General features: G+C 57.6%; 18 protein-coding genes and 1 riboswitch. Of the genes, 7 read left to right on the forward strand and 11 right to left on the reverse strand.

All coding sequences use genetic code 11. From position 1 onward, the window contains the following. The first annotated feature begins 90 nt into the window (after nucleotides 1–90). The 3 genes from PUZ33_RS20730 to PUZ33_RS20740 are packed head-to-tail and all read left to right on the forward strand — an operon-like array spanning nucleotide 91 to nucleotide 3,049. Entirely contained in the window at nucleotides 91–852 is a 762-nt protein-coding gene (locus PUZ33_RS20730) for an endonuclease/exonuclease/phosphatase family protein (protein ID WP_013097486.1), read from the forward strand. Next, nucleotides 849–2,087: a cardiolipin synthase ClsB gene (clsB, locus tag PUZ33_RS20735; protein ID WP_058680902.1), complete on the forward strand. Its 1,239-nt coding sequence runs from the start codon at nucleotides 849–851 to the stop codon at nucleotides 2,085–2,087. Before PUZ33_RS20730 ends, clsB begins: the two co-directional genes overlap by 4 nt. Then, a complete protein-coding gene (locus tag PUZ33_RS20740) occupies nucleotides 2,087–3,049 on the forward strand; it encodes a lysylphosphatidylglycerol synthase domain-containing protein (RefSeq protein WP_013097488.1) in 963 nt (320 codons plus the stop codon). Before clsB ends, PUZ33_RS20740 begins: the two co-directional genes overlap by 1 nt. An 83-nt stretch (nucleotides 3,050–3,132) precedes the next feature. Here PUZ33_RS20740 and PUZ33_RS20745 read toward each other — a convergent pair whose 3' ends face one another. From PUZ33_RS20745 to moaA, 6 genes are all read right to left on the reverse strand, one after another. After that, nucleotides 3,133–3,840 carry a Bax inhibitor-1/YccA family protein gene (locus PUZ33_RS20745; protein WP_014831151.1) on the reverse strand — a complete coding sequence of 236 codons (708 nt, stop codon included), beginning with the start codon at nucleotides 3,838–3,840 and terminating at the stop codon, nucleotides 3,133–3,135. Between the two features lie 58 nt (nucleotides 3,841–3,898). Next, nucleotides 3,899–4,351: a molybdopterin synthase catalytic subunit MoaE gene (gene moaE, locus PUZ33_RS20750; protein WP_046888731.1), complete on the reverse strand. Its 453-nt coding sequence runs from the start codon at nucleotides 4,349–4,351 to the stop codon at nucleotides 3,899–3,901. Nucleotide 4,352: 1 nt separating this feature from the next. Then, nucleotides 4,353–4,598 (reverse strand): molybdopterin synthase sulfur carrier subunit, encoded by a 246-nt coding sequence (moaD, locus tag PUZ33_RS20755; protein ID WP_013097491.1) that lies wholly within the window; start codon nucleotides 4,596–4,598, stop codon nucleotides 4,353–4,355. Continuing rightward, nucleotides 4,591–5,076, reverse strand: a complete 486-nt coding sequence (gene moaC, locus PUZ33_RS20760; RefSeq protein WP_058680903.1) for a cyclic pyranopterin monophosphate synthase MoaC — start codon at nucleotides 5,074–5,076, stop codon at nucleotides 4,591–4,593. The genes moaD and moaC overlap by 8 nt, the downstream gene beginning before the upstream one ends. 3 nt (nucleotides 5,077–5,079) lie before the next feature. After that, entirely contained in the window at nucleotides 5,080–5,592 is a 513-nt protein-coding gene (moaB, locus tag PUZ33_RS20765) for a molybdenum cofactor biosynthesis protein B (protein WP_013097493.1), read from the reverse strand. 24 nt (nucleotides 5,593–5,616) lie between these two features. Beyond that, nucleotides 5,617–6,606: a GTP 3',8-cyclase MoaA gene (gene moaA, locus PUZ33_RS20770; RefSeq protein WP_058680904.1), complete on the reverse strand. Its 990-nt coding sequence runs from the start codon at nucleotides 6,604–6,606 to the stop codon at nucleotides 5,617–5,619. Beyond that, nucleotides 6,594–6,728, reverse strand: a riboswitch (molybdenum cofactor riboswitch). Its footprint overlaps the gene before it by 13 nt. Nucleotides 6,729–6,954: 226 nt before the next feature. On the opposite strand from moaA, the gene yvcK reads away from it, so the two are divergent. Further along, entirely contained in the window at nucleotides 6,955–7,863 is a 909-nt protein-coding gene (gene yvcK, locus PUZ33_RS20775) for a uridine diphosphate-N-acetylglucosamine-binding protein YvcK (protein WP_013097495.1), read from the forward strand. Nucleotides 7,864–7,937: 74 nt separating this feature from the next. Here yvcK and uvrB read toward each other — a convergent pair whose 3' ends face one another. Continuing rightward, nucleotides 7,938–9,953: an excinuclease ABC subunit UvrB gene (uvrB, locus tag PUZ33_RS20780; RefSeq protein WP_013097496.1), complete on the reverse strand. Its 2,016-nt coding sequence runs from the start codon at nucleotides 9,951–9,953 to the stop codon at nucleotides 7,938–7,940. Nucleotides 9,954–10,704: 751 nt separating this feature from the next. On the opposite strand from uvrB, the gene PUZ33_RS20785 reads away from it, so the two are divergent. Next, nucleotides 10,705–11,427: an ABC transporter ATP-binding protein gene (locus PUZ33_RS20785; RefSeq protein WP_013097498.1), complete on the forward strand. Its 723-nt coding sequence runs from the start codon at nucleotides 10,705–10,707 to the stop codon at nucleotides 11,425–11,427. Here the strand turns inward: PUZ33_RS20785 and bioD are convergent. Genes bioD through bioB form a run of 4 tightly spaced genes read right to left on the reverse strand, consistent with a single transcriptional unit; the run spans nucleotide 11,390 to nucleotide 15,017 of the window. After that, entirely contained in the window at nucleotides 11,390–12,091 is a 702-nt protein-coding gene (bioD, locus tag PUZ33_RS20790; protein ID WP_072203627.1) for a dethiobiotin synthase, read from the reverse strand. The two genes, PUZ33_RS20785 and bioD, sit on opposite strands and share 38 nt — an antisense overlap. Continuing rightward, complete coding sequence (bioC, locus tag PUZ33_RS20795; RefSeq protein ID WP_058680906.1) at nucleotides 12,084–12,839, reverse strand: malonyl-ACP O-methyltransferase BioC; 756 nt, start codon at nucleotides 12,837–12,839, stop codon at nucleotides 12,084–12,086. Before bioC ends, bioD begins: the two co-directional genes overlap by 8 nt. Continuing rightward, nucleotides 12,823–13,980 (reverse strand): 8-amino-7-oxononanoate synthase, encoded by a 1,158-nt coding sequence (gene bioF / locus PUZ33_RS20800; RefSeq protein WP_058680907.1) that lies wholly within the window; start codon nucleotides 13,978–13,980, stop codon nucleotides 12,823–12,825. Before bioF ends, bioC begins: the two co-directional genes overlap by 17 nt. Next, nucleotides 13,977–15,017, reverse strand: coding sequence for a biotin synthase BioB (gene bioB / locus PUZ33_RS20805; RefSeq protein ID WP_014831141.1), 1,041 nt, complete (start codon nucleotides 15,015–15,017; stop codon nucleotides 13,977–13,979). Before bioB ends, bioF begins: the two co-directional genes overlap by 4 nt. A 68-nt stretch (nucleotides 15,018–15,085) precedes the next feature. On the opposite strand from bioB, the gene bioA reads away from it, so the two are divergent. Then, a complete protein-coding gene (gene bioA, locus PUZ33_RS20810) occupies nucleotides 15,086–16,393 on the forward strand; it encodes an adenosylmethionine--8-amino-7-oxononanoate transaminase (protein ID WP_058680908.1) in 1,308 nt (435 codons plus the stop codon). A 48-nt stretch (nucleotides 16,394–16,441) separates the two neighbouring features. Next, nucleotides 16,442–16,918, forward strand: coding sequence for a kinase inhibitor (locus PUZ33_RS20815; RefSeq protein ID WP_013097504.1), 477 nt, complete (start codon nucleotides 16,442–16,444; stop codon nucleotides 16,916–16,918). Nucleotides 16,919–17,109 lie beyond the last annotated feature (191 nt).

Consider the following 17,109-nt stretch of genomic DNA (forward strand, 5'->3'; position numbering starts at 1 on the left):
GCACTTTACGGAAAATTCCGTAACACCGCATCTTTTTGTGACGACGACTACACTTTATTTTCATCGGGATAGTCACTCAGGAAGGAGCTTATGACCAAAAAAATGCAGCATTTCTCGCTTAAAGTGCTGACGATAAACATTCATAAAGGCTTCACAGCATTTAATCGCCGCTTCATTTTACCGGAGCTGCGCGACGCGGTTCGCACCGTCAGCGCGGACATTGTCTGCCTGCAGGAAGTGATGGGCGCGCACGAGGTCCATCCGATGCACTTCGAAAACTGGCCCGACACGCCCCACTACGAATTTCTGGCCGACACCATGTGGAGTGATTACGCTTACGGCCGCAATGCGGTCTATCCTGAAGGGCATCACGGAAATGCGGTGTTGTCGCGTTATCCCATTGAACATTACGAGAACCGGGACGTCTCCGTCGGCGAAAGCGAAAAGCGTGGGCTGCTGTATTGCCGTATCGCCCCGCCGGATCTCGATTTTCCGGTGCACGTTGGCTGTGTGCATCTCGGTCTGCGGGAAGCGCATCGCCAGGCACAGCTGCAGATGCTGGCCGAGTGGACTAACGCCCTGCCCGAAGGAGAGCCGGTGGTCATTGCCGGGGATTTCAACGACTGGCGGCAGCGGGCTAACCACCCTCTGAAGGTGGAGGCCGGGCTGGAGGAGATTTTCACCCGCGCGCACGGCAGACCTGCGCGCACGTTTCCGGTGCGCTTCCCGTTGCTGAGGCTTGACCGCATTTATGTGAAAAACGCCCATGCCAGCAGCCCGACCGCGCTGGCGTTGCTTAACTGGCGCCACCTTTCCGACCATGCCCCGCTGAGCGCGGAGATCCACTTATGAAATGTACCTGGCAGGAAGGCAACCGGATCACGCTGCTGGAAAATGGCGATCAGTACTACCCGGCCGTTTTTGACGCGATAGACCGCGCGCAGCATAAAGTGATCCTCGAGACCTTTATCTGGTTTGAAGATGATGTGGGCAAACAGTTGCACAGCGTGCTGCTGCGCGCCGCCCAGCGCGGCGTCAAAATTGAAGCGCTGCTGGATGGCTATGGCTCGCCCGATCTTAGCGATGCGTTCGTGAATGAGCTTACTGCTGCAGGCGTTGTGTTCCGCTACTACGATCCCGGCCCTCGCCTGTTCGGTATGCGTACCAATCTCTTTCGCCGGATGCACCGCAAAATCGTTGTCGTTGATGAGACGGTGGCGTTTGTCGGTGGCATTAACTACTCCGCCGAGCATATGTCTGACTACGGCCCGGAGGCCAAGCAGGATTACGCCATCCGCATCGAAGGGCCTGTGGTTCAGGACATTTTGCTGTTTGAACTGGAAAACTTACCCGGCAAAGAGGCCGCCCGACGCTGGTGGAAGCGCCGCCATCGTCCGGAAGAGAACCGGAAGCCCGGCGAAGCGCAGGCGCTGTTCGTCTGGCGGGATAACGGCGAGCACCGGGACGATATTGAGCGCCACTACCTGAAAATGCTGGCGAATGCCAAACGCGAAGTGATCATCGCCAACGCCTACTTCTTCCCGGGCTACCGGCTGCTGCACGCCATGCGCAGTGCTGCCCGACGCGGCGTCCGCGTGAAGCTGATTGTGCAGGGCGAGCCGGATATGCCCATCGTCAAAGTCGGCGCGCGGCTGCTCTATAACTACCTGCTCAAAGGCGGAGTGCAGATCTACGAATACCGTCGCCGACCGCTGCACGGCAAAGTCGCGCTGATGGACGATCACTGGGCGACCGTCGGCTCCAGTAACCTCGATCCGCTGAGCCTGTCGCTTAACCTGGAAGCGAACCTGATCATTCACGATCGCCAGTTTAACCAGACCCTGCGGGATAACCTGCAGGGTCTGATCGTCAACGACTGCGTGCGCGTGGACGAGTCCATGGTGCCAAAACGCACCTGGTGGAATCTGGGGATCAGCGTAGTGGTGTTCCACTTCCTGCGCCATTTCCCGGCGATGGTGGGCTGGCTGCCGGCACATACCCCAAAACTTGCGCTGGTGGATCCGCCTGTTCAACCCGAGATGGAAACCCAGGACCGCATTGAGGCGGAAGATGGAGGGAAAACCTGATGTCTAAATCGCATCCACGCTGGCGAATGGCGAAAAAGATCCTGACCTGGCTGTTTTTTATTGCCGTTGCGGTGCTGCTGGTGGTTTACGCGCAAAAGGTGGACTGGGAAGAGGTGTGGAAAGTCATCCGCAACTACAACCGGATGGTGCTGCTGGGAGCGGTTGGGCTGGTGATTGTGAGCTATCTGATGTACGGCTGCTATGACCTGCTGGGCCGCGCCTACTGCGGCCACAAGCTGGCAAAACGCCAGGTCATGCTGGTGTCGTTTATCTGCTACGCCTTTAACCTGACGCTCAGCACCTGGGTCGGGGGGATTGGCATGCGCTATCGCCTGTACTCGCGCCTGGGACTGCCCGGTGGGACCATCACGCGTATATTTTCGCTGAGCATCACTACCAATTGGCTGGGTTATATTCTGCTGGGTGGGGTGATCTTTACCATCGGCGTGGTGCAGTTGCCCGCACACTGGTATATCGATGAAGCCACGCTGCGGATTTTGGGTTTCGCGCTCCTGCTCATTATCGCCCTGTATCTCTGGGCCTGCGCCTTTGCCAGACGCCGCCATATGACCATCAAAGGGCAAAAGCTGGTTTTACCCTCATGGAAATTTGCCGTGCTGCAGATGGCGGTCTCCAGCGCCAACTGGATGGCGATGGGGGCAATTATCTGGCTGCTCATTGGCGAAGATGTGAATTATTTCTTCGTGCTGGGGGTGCTGCTGGTGAGCAGTATTGCCGGGGTGATCGTACATATTCCGGCCGGGATTGGAGTGCTGGAAGCGGTATTTATCGCCCTGCTTGCCGGAGAACATGTTTCTCATGGGACGATTATCGCCGCCCTGCTCGCCTACCGCATGCTCTATTACTTCCTGCCGCTGGCGCTGGCAACGGTCTGTTATCTGGTGCTTGAGAGCCGGGCGAAGAAGCTGAGAGCGAAGAACGAGAAGGCGATGGCAAAATAGGCGCAGCGGTCTGATGCCCTCACCCCGGCCCTCTCCCACAGGGAGAGGGAGAAAAAACGCACCGTTAGGGTGAGGGGCAGTATTTAACGACGGTTGCCGAAAATACGCAGCAGCATCAGGAACAGGTTGATGAAGTCCAGATACAGCGTCAGGGCACCCAGAATTGAGTATTTCCGCAGGTTGGAACTGTCACGCACGTCAATCTGCTCGCCGATGTTTTTCAGCTTCTGGGTGTCGTAGGCGGTTAAGCCAACGAAAATCACCACCCCGATATAGGTCACCGCCCACATCAGCGCGTCGCTCTTCAGCCACAGGTTCACCAGCGACGCCAGCACAATCCCGATCAGCCCCATGAACAGCATGTTGCCAAGACCGCTGAGGTCACGTTTGGTGGTGTAACCGTACAGGCTCATCACACCAAACATCCCGCCGGTGACCACAAAGGTGCTGGCAATAGAGGAGTAGGTATAGACGATGAAAATGCTGGAAAGCGTCAGCCCCGTCAGTGCCGAATAGAGCATAAACAGGGTGGTCGCCATCCCGGCACTCAGCTTCTGTACCAGACCGGAGAGCACAAACACCAGTGCCAGTTGCGCAATGATCAGCCCAAAGAAGGTGATTTTGCTGGAAAAGATAAACATCATCAGTTCAGGGGTATTGGCCGCATACCACGCGATAAATGCGGTAAGCAGTAAGCCCACCGTCATCCAGCCATAAACCTGAGCCATATACGTCTGCAGGCCACTACGGGTCTGCTGTACTATCGAATCGGAACGCGGAAATCGGTCCATGATTCACTCCTGATTAAGTAGACACACACGTTAAGACTAACACATCCACATAAACCTGTTACCAACGGCTGGCGGCCTGTTTGTCGCTGTCGCGCGATTCAACCCACCGCTCCCCCTCCGGCGTCGCTTCACGTTTCCAGAACGGGGCTTTGGTTTTCAGGTAATCCATGATGAACTCCCCGGCGGCAAACGCGCTGCCGCGATGGGCGCTGGTCACCCCCACGAAAACAATCTCCTCGCCCGGCCACATCTCACCGATGCGGTGGATAACCGTCACGCGCCCGAGCGGCCAGCGGCCTCGCGCCTCTTCGACGATCGCAGCCAGAGATTTCTCGGTCATGCCCGGATAGTGTTCCAGCGTCAGCGCTTTTACGCTGTCGCCAAGGTTGTGGTTACGCACTTTACCGGTGAAGGTCACAACAGCACCGTCTTCATCGCGCTCTGCCAGCCAGTGATATTCCGTACCGACGTTAAAGCGCTCAGGGCCAACCAGAATTCGCGTATCAGCCATCTTAACCCCCCGTCACCGGTGGGAAGAAGGCCACTTCATCACCTGCCGCCAGCGGATGGGTAAACTCCACCAGCGTCTGGTTGACGGCGGCCAGCAGCTTCCCTTCATCCAGCGCCAGCGCCCAACGGTCGCTTTGCGCCGCCAGATGCGCACGCAGTGCGGCAACGTCTTTAAACGTCGCTTCCAGCGTCAGGCTGTCGGTATTCACCAGTTCACGCACCTGGGCAAAAAAGAGCACCTTAATCATGGCTGTCCACCTTAAAATCACCGGATTTGCCGCCGCTTTTCGCCAGCAGACGAACCGGGCCAATCACCATATTTTTCTGCACCGCTTTGCACATATCGTAGATAGTCAGCGCGGCAACGGACGCCGCCGTCAGCGCTTCCATCTCCACGCCCGTTTTACCGGTTAAACGACACAGCGATTCGATGCGCACGCGGTTGTGCTCTGGCTGGGCCTGAAGATTGACCTCCACCTTGCTGAGCATCAGCGGGTGGCAGAGCGGAATTAAGTCCCAGGTGCGTTTCGCCGCCTGGATCCCGGCGATGCGGGCAGTGGCAAAGACATCACCCTTATGGTGGCTACCGTCGATAATCATCGCCAGGGTGTCTGGCAGCATGGTAACGAACGCTTCGGCACGCGCCTCGCGGACCGTTTCGGCCTTGGCAGAAACGTCCACCATATGCGCTTCGCCAGCGGCATTAATGTGGGTCAGTTGCGACATAGCTTATTTCTTTAAATGGGGATGAAAATTACACGGACGGGTACGGGCATCCAGCTGCGGGGCGATAATGTTGTCCCACGCGGTGCGGCATGCTTTGGTCGAGCCCGGCATGGCGAATATCAGTGTGTTGTTCGCCATGCCCGCCACCGCACGTGACTGCAGCGTCGAGGTACCAATCTCTTCAAACGACAGCATGCGGAACACTTCGCCGAAGCCTTCTACCTCGCGGTCAAACAGCGGGATAAGCGCCTCTGGCGCCTGGTCGCCTGCGGTAAAACCGGTGCCGCCGGTGATCAACACCACCTGCACTTCATCGCTGGCAATCCACTGGGAGACCTGCGCGCGTATGGCATAGCGGTTCTCTTTGACGATCGCTTTATCGACGATCTTATGCCCGGCGTCATGGGCGGCTTCGCGCAGCCAGTGGCCGGAGGTGTCATCCTCTTCGCCACGACGGTCGGAAACGGTAAGGATGGCAATACGTGTCGGGATAAATTCCGCGCTGACCTGACTCATCTTCTGGTTCCTTCTTAAGCCTGATTACCCGCCAATGTATGACAGGTTCTGAGTAATGCCGGTGTTGCCCTGATGCAGGAAGTGGGTCTGTTTTTTATGCGTCAGCGCCTCAGAAATACGCGCTTCCAGCGCGGCCTGTTGCGCATCGTCTTCCAGCAGATCGCGAAGGTTAACGCCGCCATCCCCGAACAGACACAGATGCAGTTTGCCCACCGAGGAGACGCGCAGGCGGTTACAGCTGGCGCAGAAATCTTTCTCGTAAGGCATGATAAGTCCAATCTCCCCTTCGTAATCCGGGTGACAAAAGACCTGCGCCGGGCCGTCGCTGCGCTGGCGGATCTGGTGGATCCAGCCGCGTTTAAGCAGCTCATCGCGCAACACCATGCCGGAGATATGGTGGCGGCGGAACAGCTCGCTGCCCTCGCCCGTCTCCATGAGTTCAATAAACCGCAGTTGAATGGGGCGGGATTTGATCCACGCCAGGAAGGTGTCCAGCTGATGATGGTTTACATCACGCATCAGCACGGTGTTGACTTTGACCTTATCGAACCCGGCGGTAAACGCAGCATCAATACCGTCCATCACCTGCTGGAATTTATCCTGGCCGGTAATGGCATGAAACTGACGGGCATCCAGGCTGTCCACGCTGACGTTAATGGCCGTTAAGCCCGCATCACGCCAGGTTGCGACATCGCGCGCCATGCGGTAGCCATTGGTGGTCACCGCAATCTGACGGATGCGTTCGTTTTCACGCACGGCGGCAATAATGTCGGGGAAGTCACGGCGCAGCGAAGGTTCTCCGCCGGTCAGACGCACTTTTTCCGTGCCGAGTGCCGAGAACGCGCGCGTAACGCGGCGAACTTCATCCACGGAGAGAAAGCCGTTATTGGTGACGCTGCCCGGTTTGTAGCCGTCGGGCAGACAGTAGGTGCAACGGAAGTTGCACACATCGGTAATCGACAGACGTAAGTAGTAAAACTTACGCGCGAAAGCATCAGTAAGTTGTGAAGCCATGTACACCTTTCCAGATACGGGAGGCACAGTCATTTCTTTCTGTACCCTGGTGGCATAGTTGCCACGGCCAGGGCGCCATATCTTTCGACACAGGCACCAGGGCTAGAGTGTATGTTTTCAAATTTGAAAACGTGGTTATGGCGATAGTAGCGCGTAAATCACCCTTTCGCCATTACCGCCTAACGCTATATAAACATGTATATAGCGACCTGATCGTGCATTTTCGTTACAGAATACGCCAAAACAGCAGATTCGCATTGATATACGTCATTTTGCCCTGGCTGAAGCATCGTCTTTTAGGGGTAGTTAGGTTACTGTGACGCAGATCGAACGTGATAAGGAATATGTATGCGCAATCGCACTTTTGCGGATCTTGACCGGGTGGTGGCACTAGGTGGAGGCCATGGTCTGGGCCGGGTGATGTCCTCTTTGTCATCCCTTGGCTCAAGACTGACAGGGATAGTAACAACAACGGATAACGGCGGATCGACGGGGCGGATCCGACGCGCAGAAGGCGGCATTGCCTGGGGCGATATGCGTAACTGCCTGAACCAGTTAATTACCGAACCGAGCGTCGCCTCGGCGATGTTTGAGTACCGTTTTGGCGGTAACGGGGAACTTTCCGGGCATAACCTTGGAAATTTGATGCTTAAAGCGCTGGATCACCTGAGCGTGCGCCCGCTGGAAGCGATCAATCTCATCCGCAATCTGCTCAAAGTGGATGCGTTCCTGATCCCGATGTCTGAACAACCGGTCGATTTGATGGCCATCGACGTGGAAGGCCATGAAGTGTACGGCGAAGTAAATATTGATCAGCTTACGCTGCCGCCGAAAGAGCTGATGACTTACCCGGCCGTTCCCGCCACGCGCGAAGCAGTTGAGGCCATCGCCGAGGCGGATTTGATCCTGATTGGCCCGGGCAGTTTTTACACCAGCCTGATGCCGATTTTACTGGTGAAAGAGCTGGCGCAGGCTCTGCGCAGAACGCCCGCCCCGATGGTGTACATCGGTAATTTAGGCCGCGAATTGAGTCCGGCAGCGGCCAGCCTGTCGCTGGCGGATAAACTGGAGCTGATGGAGCAGTACGTCGGTAAAAAAATCATCGACGGTGTTGTGGTCGGGCCGAAAGTGGATGTAACGGGTATTGGCGATCGCGTGGTGGTGCAGGAGCCGCTGGAGGCCAGCGATATCAAATACCGTCATGACCGTCACTTGTTGCGTGACGCGCTGGAGAAGGCGATTCAGGAGTTGGGTTAGGCTCGTTTTGTGCGGCCTGATGCCCTCATCCTGGCCCTCTCCCACCGGGAGAGGGCGAAAACACGCTGCTTTACCTAAGATGCGGCGATGAAAAGATCCCGCAGCTGATGCAGCTGGTCGCGAATTTGCGCTGCCTCTTCGAACTCCAGGTTCTGGGCGTGCTGCATCATCTGCGCTTCCAGCTCGTGGATTTTCTGCTGCAGCGCTTTCGGCGTCAGCGCGACGGTATCTTCCTCCACCACGGAACGCGCCTTGCCGCGTCCTTTCGCTTTGGTCTTCGCAATGTTCTGACCCAGCGCCAGAATATCCACCACCTTCTTGTTCAGACCCTGCGGCGTAATGCCATGCTCTTCGTTGTAGCGCTGCTGTTTCTCGCGACGGCGTTCCGTTTCGCCAATCGCTTTCGCCATCGACGGGGTGATTTTATCGCCGTAGAGAATCGCTTTACCGTTGACGTTACGCGCGGCGCGGCCAATGGTCTGGATCAGCGAGCGCTCAGAACGCAGGAAGCCCTCTTTGTCAGCGTCGAGGATTGCCACCAGCGAGACTTCCGGCATATCCAGACCCTCTCGCAACAGGTTGATCCCCACCAGCACGTCAAACTCGCCCAGACGCAGGTCGCGGATAATTTCCATACGCTCCACGGTATCGATATCCGAGTGCAGATAACGCACCTTCTCGCCGTGTTCTTCCAGATATTCGGTCAGGTCTTCCGCCATACGTTTGGTCAACGTGGTGACCAGCACGCGCTCGTTGATTGCCGAACGGGCGCGGATCTCGGAGAGCAGATCGTCCACCTGAGTCGCAACCGGACGGACTTCGATCACCGGATCCAGCAGCCCTGTCGGACGAACCACCTGGTCAACCACCTCATCGCCCGATTTCTCCAGCTCGTAGTTGCCCGGCGTCGCCGAAACGTAAATGGTTTGCGGTGCCAGCGCTTCAAACTCTTCAAACTTCATCGGACGGTTGTCCAGCGCCGACGGCAGGCGGAAGCCGTATTCCACCAGCGTCTCTTTACGCGCGCGGTCACCGCGATACATCCCGCCGATCTGCGGGATCGTGACGTGGGATTCGTCGATCACCAGTAACCCGTCCGCCGGAAGGTAGTCAAACAACGTCGGCGGCGGCTCGCCCGGCCCACGGCCAGAGAGGAAACGGGAGTAGTTTTCGATGCCGGAGCAGTAGCCCAGCTCGTTCATCATCTCCAGATCGAACTGGGTACGCTGGCTCAGGCGTTGCTCTTCCAGCAGCTTATTGTTCGCCAGCAACACCTTACGGCGTTCCGCCAGCTCCTCTTTGATCTCTTCCATCGCCTGCACAATACGCTCGCGTGGCGTTACGTAGTGCGTTTTCGGGTAGATGGTGTAACGCTGAATAACGGACTCGACGTGGCCGGTGAGCGGGTCGAACAGCGACAGGCGTTCCACCTCTTCGTCAAACAGCTCAACGCGCAGGGCAATGTCGTCCGATTCCGCCGGGAAGATGTCGATAACCTCGCCGCGTACGCGGAACGTACCGCGCTGGAACGCCTGGTCGTTACGGGTGTACTGCAACTCCGCCAGTCGGCGCAAAATCGCACGCTGATCGATGATCATCCCCTGCGTCAGGTGCAGCATCATCTTGAGGTAAAGATCCGGGTCGCCCAGACCGTAGATGGCAGACACCGACGCGACCACCACCACATCACGACGTTCCAGCAGCGCCTTCGTCGCCGAGAGACGCATCTGCTCAATGTGTTCGTTCACCGAGGCATCTTTCTCGATGAAGGTGTCAGAGCTCGGCACATAGGCTTCTGGCTGGTAGTAATCGTAATACGAGACGAAATACTCGACGGCATTCTCCGGGAAGAACTCTTTCATCTCGCCATACAGCTGCGCCGCCAGCGTTTTGTTGGGCGCCAGCACCATGGTGGGGCGTTGCAGATCCGCAATGACGTTGGCGATGGTGAAGGTTTTACCCGAACCGGTCACCCCCAGCAGCGTCTGGTGTGCCAGCCCATCTTCCAGCCCCTCTTCAAGACGACGGATCGCCTCAGGCTGGTCGCCAGAAGGACGGAAAGCAGAATTCAGTTTGAACGGTTTACTCATCGGCGACAACCTGGTGATGTAAAAAGCGGCAGGTGAGTAATTTTACTCGTTGTGGCCAGGAATGCCAGTAAAAAACACTGGATGTAAAACCAGTAGCGTGTCACGATATTTAGCATAGCACCCGAAGGATTAGCGTATTCCCGGTCAAAATTTCGACTGAGACGACATAAAACACCAGCCCTACCCGGTTATCCCCAGAACATTTTCATTTTTAACATTTGTCAAGCCAGGTAATGGTAGTTTTATGGCAACCGGTGACACTTTTATGACGGCAATTGATTTTATCTAACCAGTTAAATCTTAAAGGATATTTTCCAGAGCCGCGTTTCGCGTCAATTTGGGCGTAACCCGCGTCTTCTCTCGCTTATCGCGTGTTTTCTAACTCTAATGCACATGGTTATCCACAGGAATAGTGGATAACTGCGTCCAGCCCATACAGACTGCCGCTCAGCAAATTCCCGGTTTTTCCCACGAGGCGGTGACAAAAAATTTTTATCGCTAATTTTTGCCAATCAACCGTTGCGTTATACATAACCAACCAATGAGATCTTGCTCACAATTCAGCCATTTCAGTCCCTGCACCACCGCTAACAGTTCTGGCACTGAGACAGTGCAATCCGCTTATCGATCGGTCGTTTTGCGACGGCATTATCCTAAAAAAGTCTCTTTTTTAATCAGTTCAACGGTTCTGGCAGGAGATTTGCAGCTTCATTAACGAGCCTCACCCACATACATTTTTAAGGAGAGAAAGATGTTGAGTCTGCGTGCAGTCAATCAGTTTTACGGAAACCAACATACGCTATGGAATGTCGATTTGGATTTACCGCAGGGCTTATGCACAGGGGTGATTGGCCTGCCCGGCATGGGAAAAACCACCCTCATCAACTGCATCACCGGCGCGTTACCGGTGCAGAGCGGAACCATCGTCTGGCACGAAGCCGGTGCCCCACCCTGTGATTTACTGCGTCAGGCACCGGATCAACGCGCGCTGCCGGGGATTGGCTACGTGCCACAGGACCGACGGATTTTTTCGCAACTGACCATTGAGGAAAACTTGCACATCGCCATGCGGGCGACAGGGGCAACGGACACACGCGCAAAAAGCGATGTCTATGACCTGTTCCCGCAGCTGTGGGCGCTGCGACAGATTCGGGCGAACGGGCTCTCCCCGGACGATCAGTATCAGCTGGCGCTGGCTAACGCGCTGGTCAACCGACCGCGGGTATTGATTCTGGATGAGCCACTGCAGGGCGCAGGGTACAGCTTTGCTCAGAAGCTGGGCCATCTGCTGGCGAGGCTTAATCGTGAGCTGGGGATGACGGTGTTATTAGCCGAGCAGCAACTGTCGTTTATCCGCCGGGTAGTGGATCGCTTCTGTATGTTGTATCGCGGGCGTAACGTGGCCCAGGGCCACGTTACCGAGCTGGATGACGAGCTTATTGCCCACTGGATGTCGCGGGAAGCAAGGCACTGAGGTCGAGGTAATGTCCGGTGTCGGCGTGCTCAGCACCGTCCGCAAGCCATGGGATCTCCCCAAGGAACGGCGCAGGAAGCACTCGCCTGAGCGTGGCCAGATACTCCTGATGACGCTTACCGGGTGCGACCACGTCGTTGGCTATCCAGCCCGCCAGACGCAGCCCGGCCTGCTGAACGGCCTGTGCCGTTAACATGGCGTGGTTGATACAGCCGAGCTTCACCCCGACCACGAGGATCACCGGAAGCTGCTCGCGCTGGACCCAGTCCGCAAACGTCAGTTCGTCCGACAGCGGCGTAAACCAGCCCCCTGCGCCTTCCACCAGTACCCAGTTAGCCTGGCGTTCCAGTGCGCGCAGGCCGTCCGAGAGCACGGAAAACGCGATGGGGCGGCCTTCGTCGGCGCTGATAATGTGCGGCGACGTCGGCTCGGCAAAGGTATAAGGATTCACCGCCGCATAGTCCAGCGGCAGCGTGCTGTTACGCTGCAGCGCCAGCGCGTCGGTGTTGCGTAACCCCTGTGCCGTCATCTCACTTCCGGAGGCGACGGGCTTGTACCCGGCGGTGGTTTTGCCCTGCAGACGAGCCGCCTGCAACAGCGCGGAACTGGCCACCGTTTTACCCACTTCGGTATCCGTTCCAGTGACAAAATAACGTTCAGTCACGTTCGATAATCCCATGAAAGAGTTGATAAGAGAGCGGGAAAGTGCCCCGCCGCTGCGGCCAGGCCAGCTCCAGGCGCTGCAACTGCCCGCGCGTGAGCGGTTTTCTCTCGCGCCCGGCATGCAGATGCGTAGCGCCAATGCCCTTCAGCGAGCGCATGGCGCTGAACGCATCGCTAAAGTTCAGCGTGATGGTCTGCACCTGGCTTTGATAGCGCCAGCCCGTCAGCGCGTCCGTCACCTGGTCATACGCTAAAAAGCGGTTGGCGTGCGGCTGTTCGTCTACCGCTTTCCATGCCTGATTCAGCTCGGGCAGCGAGCTTTCCAGCAGGGTGGTAAAGGCCACCTTTCCGCCCGGACGCGCCACGCGATACAGCTCGTTTAACGCCTGCGAAAGGCTACTGCACCACTGTACCGCCAGGTGACTCCACACCAGATCGAACTGCGCATCCGGCAGCGGAAGCGACTCAATATCGCCAGTCAGATAGCGGTCAGCCGCCTGTTGCTGTCGCGCCTCGTCCAGCATCTGCTCAGAGAGATCGAGTGCGGTGACGTGGCTTCCGGCGTCGCGCCAGTAGCGGCTGTTGCCGCCGGGGCCGCATCCGGCATCCAGTACGTACGGGAAACGACGCGCACCGAGTAGCTCAAGCAGCCCCTGAGCGCTCTGACGCTGAAGCTCATCATGCTGAGAATAACTGCGTGCAGCACGGCCAAACGCCGCCGCAATGGCCTGTTTATTGACTGGCGACATGGAGAGCCTCCAGCAGCGCATCGATATCTTCTGCTTTGTGCGCCGCCGTCAGCGTCAAACGCAGACGCGCCGTACCCGGCGGCACGGTGGGCGGACGGATGGCCGTGACCCACATTCCCCGTTCGCGCAGCGTCTGTGCCAGCGCGAGCGCACGGTTGTTTTCCCCCACGATAACGGGCTGGATGGCGCTCTGCGAATCGGTGCTTTGGAAAGGAAGCCGATCCAGACCCTGACGGAAACGCTGAATATGTTCTGCCAGACGCGCGCGCCGTTCAGCCCCCTCTTCAACGCGGATCACCTCCAGCGAGGCAGAGAGCGCCACCGCCTGCGCAGGCGGCATACTGGTGCTGTAAATCAGATGTCGGGCGAACTGCAGCAGATAATCGGCGACGGACTCGCTGCACAGCACGGCGGCCCCGCTCACGCCAACGCCTTTGCCAAAGGTGACGATCAGCAGTTCCGGCTTCACGCCCTGCTGACTGGCGCTACCGCGACCGTCCTCACCCATCACGCCAATACCGTGGGCATCATCCACCAGCAGCCAGGCGTTTTGCTGTTTCGCAACGTCAGACAGCGCACGAAGCGGCGCGCTGTCGCCATCCATGCTAAAGACCCCTTCCGTCACCACCAGCTGTTGTCCGGCACAGGGTTTATCCAGCAGCGTGGCGAGCGAAAGCGCATCGTTGTGGGCAAAGCGCCGCAGCTGTGCCGGGCTGAGACTCGCCGCCTCCAGCAAAGAGGCGTGGCTTAAACGGTCCGCGGTGATACGATCGTCCTTGCCCATCAGCGCGGCAATCACCGCCTGATTGGCGGCAAAGCCGGAGATGAACAGCAGCGCGCGCGGATAGCCCAGCCAGTCGGCAAGCGTCTCTTCCAGCCCCTGATGCGCTGTTGTATAGCCGCTGACGTGCCCCGAACCGCCGCTGCCCACGCCGTAGTGTTCCGCTCCCTGCTGCCAGGCGCGGACAATCGCCGGATGCTGGCTCAGGCCGAGATAATCATTGCTGGAAAAATTACAGTACTGCCGCCGGGCGTGGGTCAGAAAACGGCCTGCACCGTTTTCCACTACCCTGCGAACGCGAAAAGCATCCCGCGCCCGGCGCTCTTCCAGCGCGGATTGAATACGAGCCTGCCAGGTCATACGGATGCCGCGTTGTAGAACTGTTCGGTATCGGCGTTGAAAATCTGCTGCTCCAGCTGCTGCTGTTGCTCGTTATCTCCCGCCAGCACCTCGGTCTGATGCGGGTTCAGCCCCAGCTTGCGGAACAGCTGGACGTCTTTGTCCTCTTCCGGGTTCGGCGTGGTCAGCAGCTTGCAGCCGTAGAAGATGGAGTTAGCGCCAGCCATAAAGCACATCGCCTGCGTCTGCTCGTTCATCTGTTCGCGACCGGCAGAAAGGCGGACGTATGAGGTTGGCATCATGATGCGCGCGACCGCGATGGTGCGGATAAAATCAAACGCATCGACATCCTCGTTATCCGCCAGCGGCGTGCCTTTGACCTTCACCAGCATGTTGATTGGCACGCTTTCCGGCGGGGTCGGCAGGTTCGCCAGTTGCAGCAGCAGACCTGCGCGATCTTTCACCGTTTCGCCCAGCCCCACAATCCCGCCCGAGCACACTTTGATGCCCGCTTCGCGCACTTTGTCCAGCGTATCCAGACGCTCCTGATAGGTACGGGTGGTGATGATGTTGCCGTAAAACTCTGGTGAGGTGTCAAGGTTGTGGTTGTAATAATCCAGCCCTGCAGCAGACAGGCGCTGCGCCTGCTCTTCGTTCAGCGTGCCGAGGGTCATACAGGCTTCCAGCCCCATCTCTTTGACCCCTTTCACCATCTGCTCCAGATACGGCATGTCACGATCGTGTGGGTTTTTCCATGCCGCCCCCATGCAGAAACGGGTAGAGCCCGCGTTTTTCGCCTTACGCGCGGAGTCGAGCACCTGCTCCACTTCCATCAGACGTTCGGATTCCAGCCCGGTTTTATAGCGCGCGCTCTGCGGGCAATATTTGCAATCTTCCGGGCAGGCACCGGTCTTGATCGACAGCAGCGTACTGACCTGAACATGGCGCGGATCGAAGTGCTGACGATGCACCTGTTGGGCTTCGAACATCAGCTCCAGGAAAGGTTTATTGAATAATTCAGTGACTTGCGACATCGTCCAGCGTGCGTGGTGAGCCATGGGGCTTCTCCAAAGGGTTTTGTTAATTTTCGGTTCGGTTTATACTCGTAAACCTAAAACTTTTCAAAATGGTTTACAAGTCGATTATGACCCAGGACGATCTCGCCTTCGACCAGCAGCATATCTGGCACCCTTACACCTCCATGACCCGCCCGCTTCCGGTCTACCCGGTGGCCTCGGCCCACGGCTGCGAACTGCACCTTGCCAGCGGCGAGCCGCTTGTTGACGGTATGTCATCCTGGTGGGCGGCCATTCACGGGTACAACCACCCGCGTCTGAATGCCGCGATGAAAGCGCAGATTGAGCAGATGTCGCACGTGATGTTTGGCGGCATTACCCATCAACCGGCGGTTGATCTCTGCCGTCGTCTGGTGGCGATGACGCCCGATGCGCTGGAGTGCGTGTTCCTTGCCGACTCCGGCTCGGTGGCGGTGGAAGTGGCGATGAAAATGGCGCTGCAGTACTGGCATGCCAGGGGGGAATCCCGTCAGCGATTCCTGACCTTCCGCAACGGCTACCACGGCGATACCTTTGGCGCGATGTCGGTGTGCGATCCGGATAACTCCATGCACAGCCTGTGGAAGGGGTACCTGCCGGAAAACCTGTTTGCCCCGGCCCCGCAGAGCCGTTTTGACGGCGAGTGGAATGAAATGGACATGGTCGGCTTTGCGCGGCTGATGGCTGCCCACCGTCATGAGATTGCCGCCGTGATCCTCGAACCGATTGTTCAGGGTGCTGGTGGGATGCGCATGTACCATCCCGAGTGGTTAAAACGCATTCGTAAAATGTGTGACCACGAGGGCATCCTGCTGATTGCCGATGAGATCGCCACCGGATTTGGCCGCACGGGTAAGCTGTTTGCCTGCGAACATGCGGATATCACACCGGATATCCTGTGCCTGGGGAAAGCGCTGACCGGCGGCACCATGACGCTCTCCGCCACCCTCACTACCCGCCAGGTGGCCGACACCATCAGCGATGGCGAAGCGGGCTGCTTTATGCATGGCCCGACCTTTATGGGCAATCCGCTGGCCTGCGCGGTGGCAAACGAAAGTCTCGCGATCCTGCAAAACGGCGAGTGGCAAACGCAGGTTGCGGCGATTGAGGCGCAGCTGAAAGAAGAGCTCAGTGCCGCCTCGGGGGCGAATTTCGTGGCGGACGTGCGCGTGCTGGGTGCCATCGGCGTGATTGAGACCACCCATCCGGTGAATATGGCGGCATTGCAGCGCTTCTTTGTAGAGCGGGGGGTCTGGGTGCGGCCTTTCGGCAAACTTATCTACCTGATGCCACCGTATATCATCACGGCTGAACAGCTACGCACGTTAACCGCCGCGGTGGTTGAAGCCGTTAACATTCCGGCGCATTTCACGATTTGACCCTATGCGTTACACTTCCTGAACGAGTGAATAACGAGGGCAAACCGTATGAAAATCATCAGTAAAGATCTGCGTGACGGCGAAAAACTGCCTGAACGCCACGTCTTCAACGGGATGGGGTATCAGGGAGATAATATCTCTCCGCACCTGGCATGGGACGATGTGCCAGCGGGCACCAAAAGCTTTGTGGTCACCTGCTACGACCCGGATGCGCCAACCGGCTCCGGCTGGTGGCACTGGGTTGTGGCCAACCTGCCCGCCGATACGCGCGTTCTGCCGCAGGGTTCCGGCTCCGACCTGGTCGCCCTGCCGGAAGGCGCCATTCAGACGCGCACCGATTTTGGGAAAGCCGGTTACGGTGGCGCGGCGCCGCCAAAAGGGGAAACGCACCGCTATATCTTCACGGTTCACGCGCTGGATGTAGAGAAGATTGAGGTCGACGAAGGGGCGAGCGGCGCGATGGTAGGGTTTAATGTGCATTTCCATTCGCTGGAGAGCGCGTCGATTACGGCGATGTATTCGTAATTGTGCGGGGTGATGCCCTCACCCCGGCCCTCTCCCACAGGGAGAGGGAGAAAACCTGACAATTCCCTCTCCCTGTGGGCTGAGGGATCCCCAGTAATATGGTCATGCCACCATGACCATATTACTGTACTCTTTTCCCAGCTTTTTCATCTCGTTAACTATATTCAGCCGTCTCACTTTCCCGGGCTCAT

Origin of the sequence: Enterobacter cloacae complex sp. 2022EL-00981 (assembly GCF_028737495.1) — a bacterium.
Taxonomy (GTDB): domain Bacteria; phylum Pseudomonadota; class Gammaproteobacteria; order Enterobacterales; family Enterobacteriaceae; genus Enterobacter; species Enterobacter cloacae.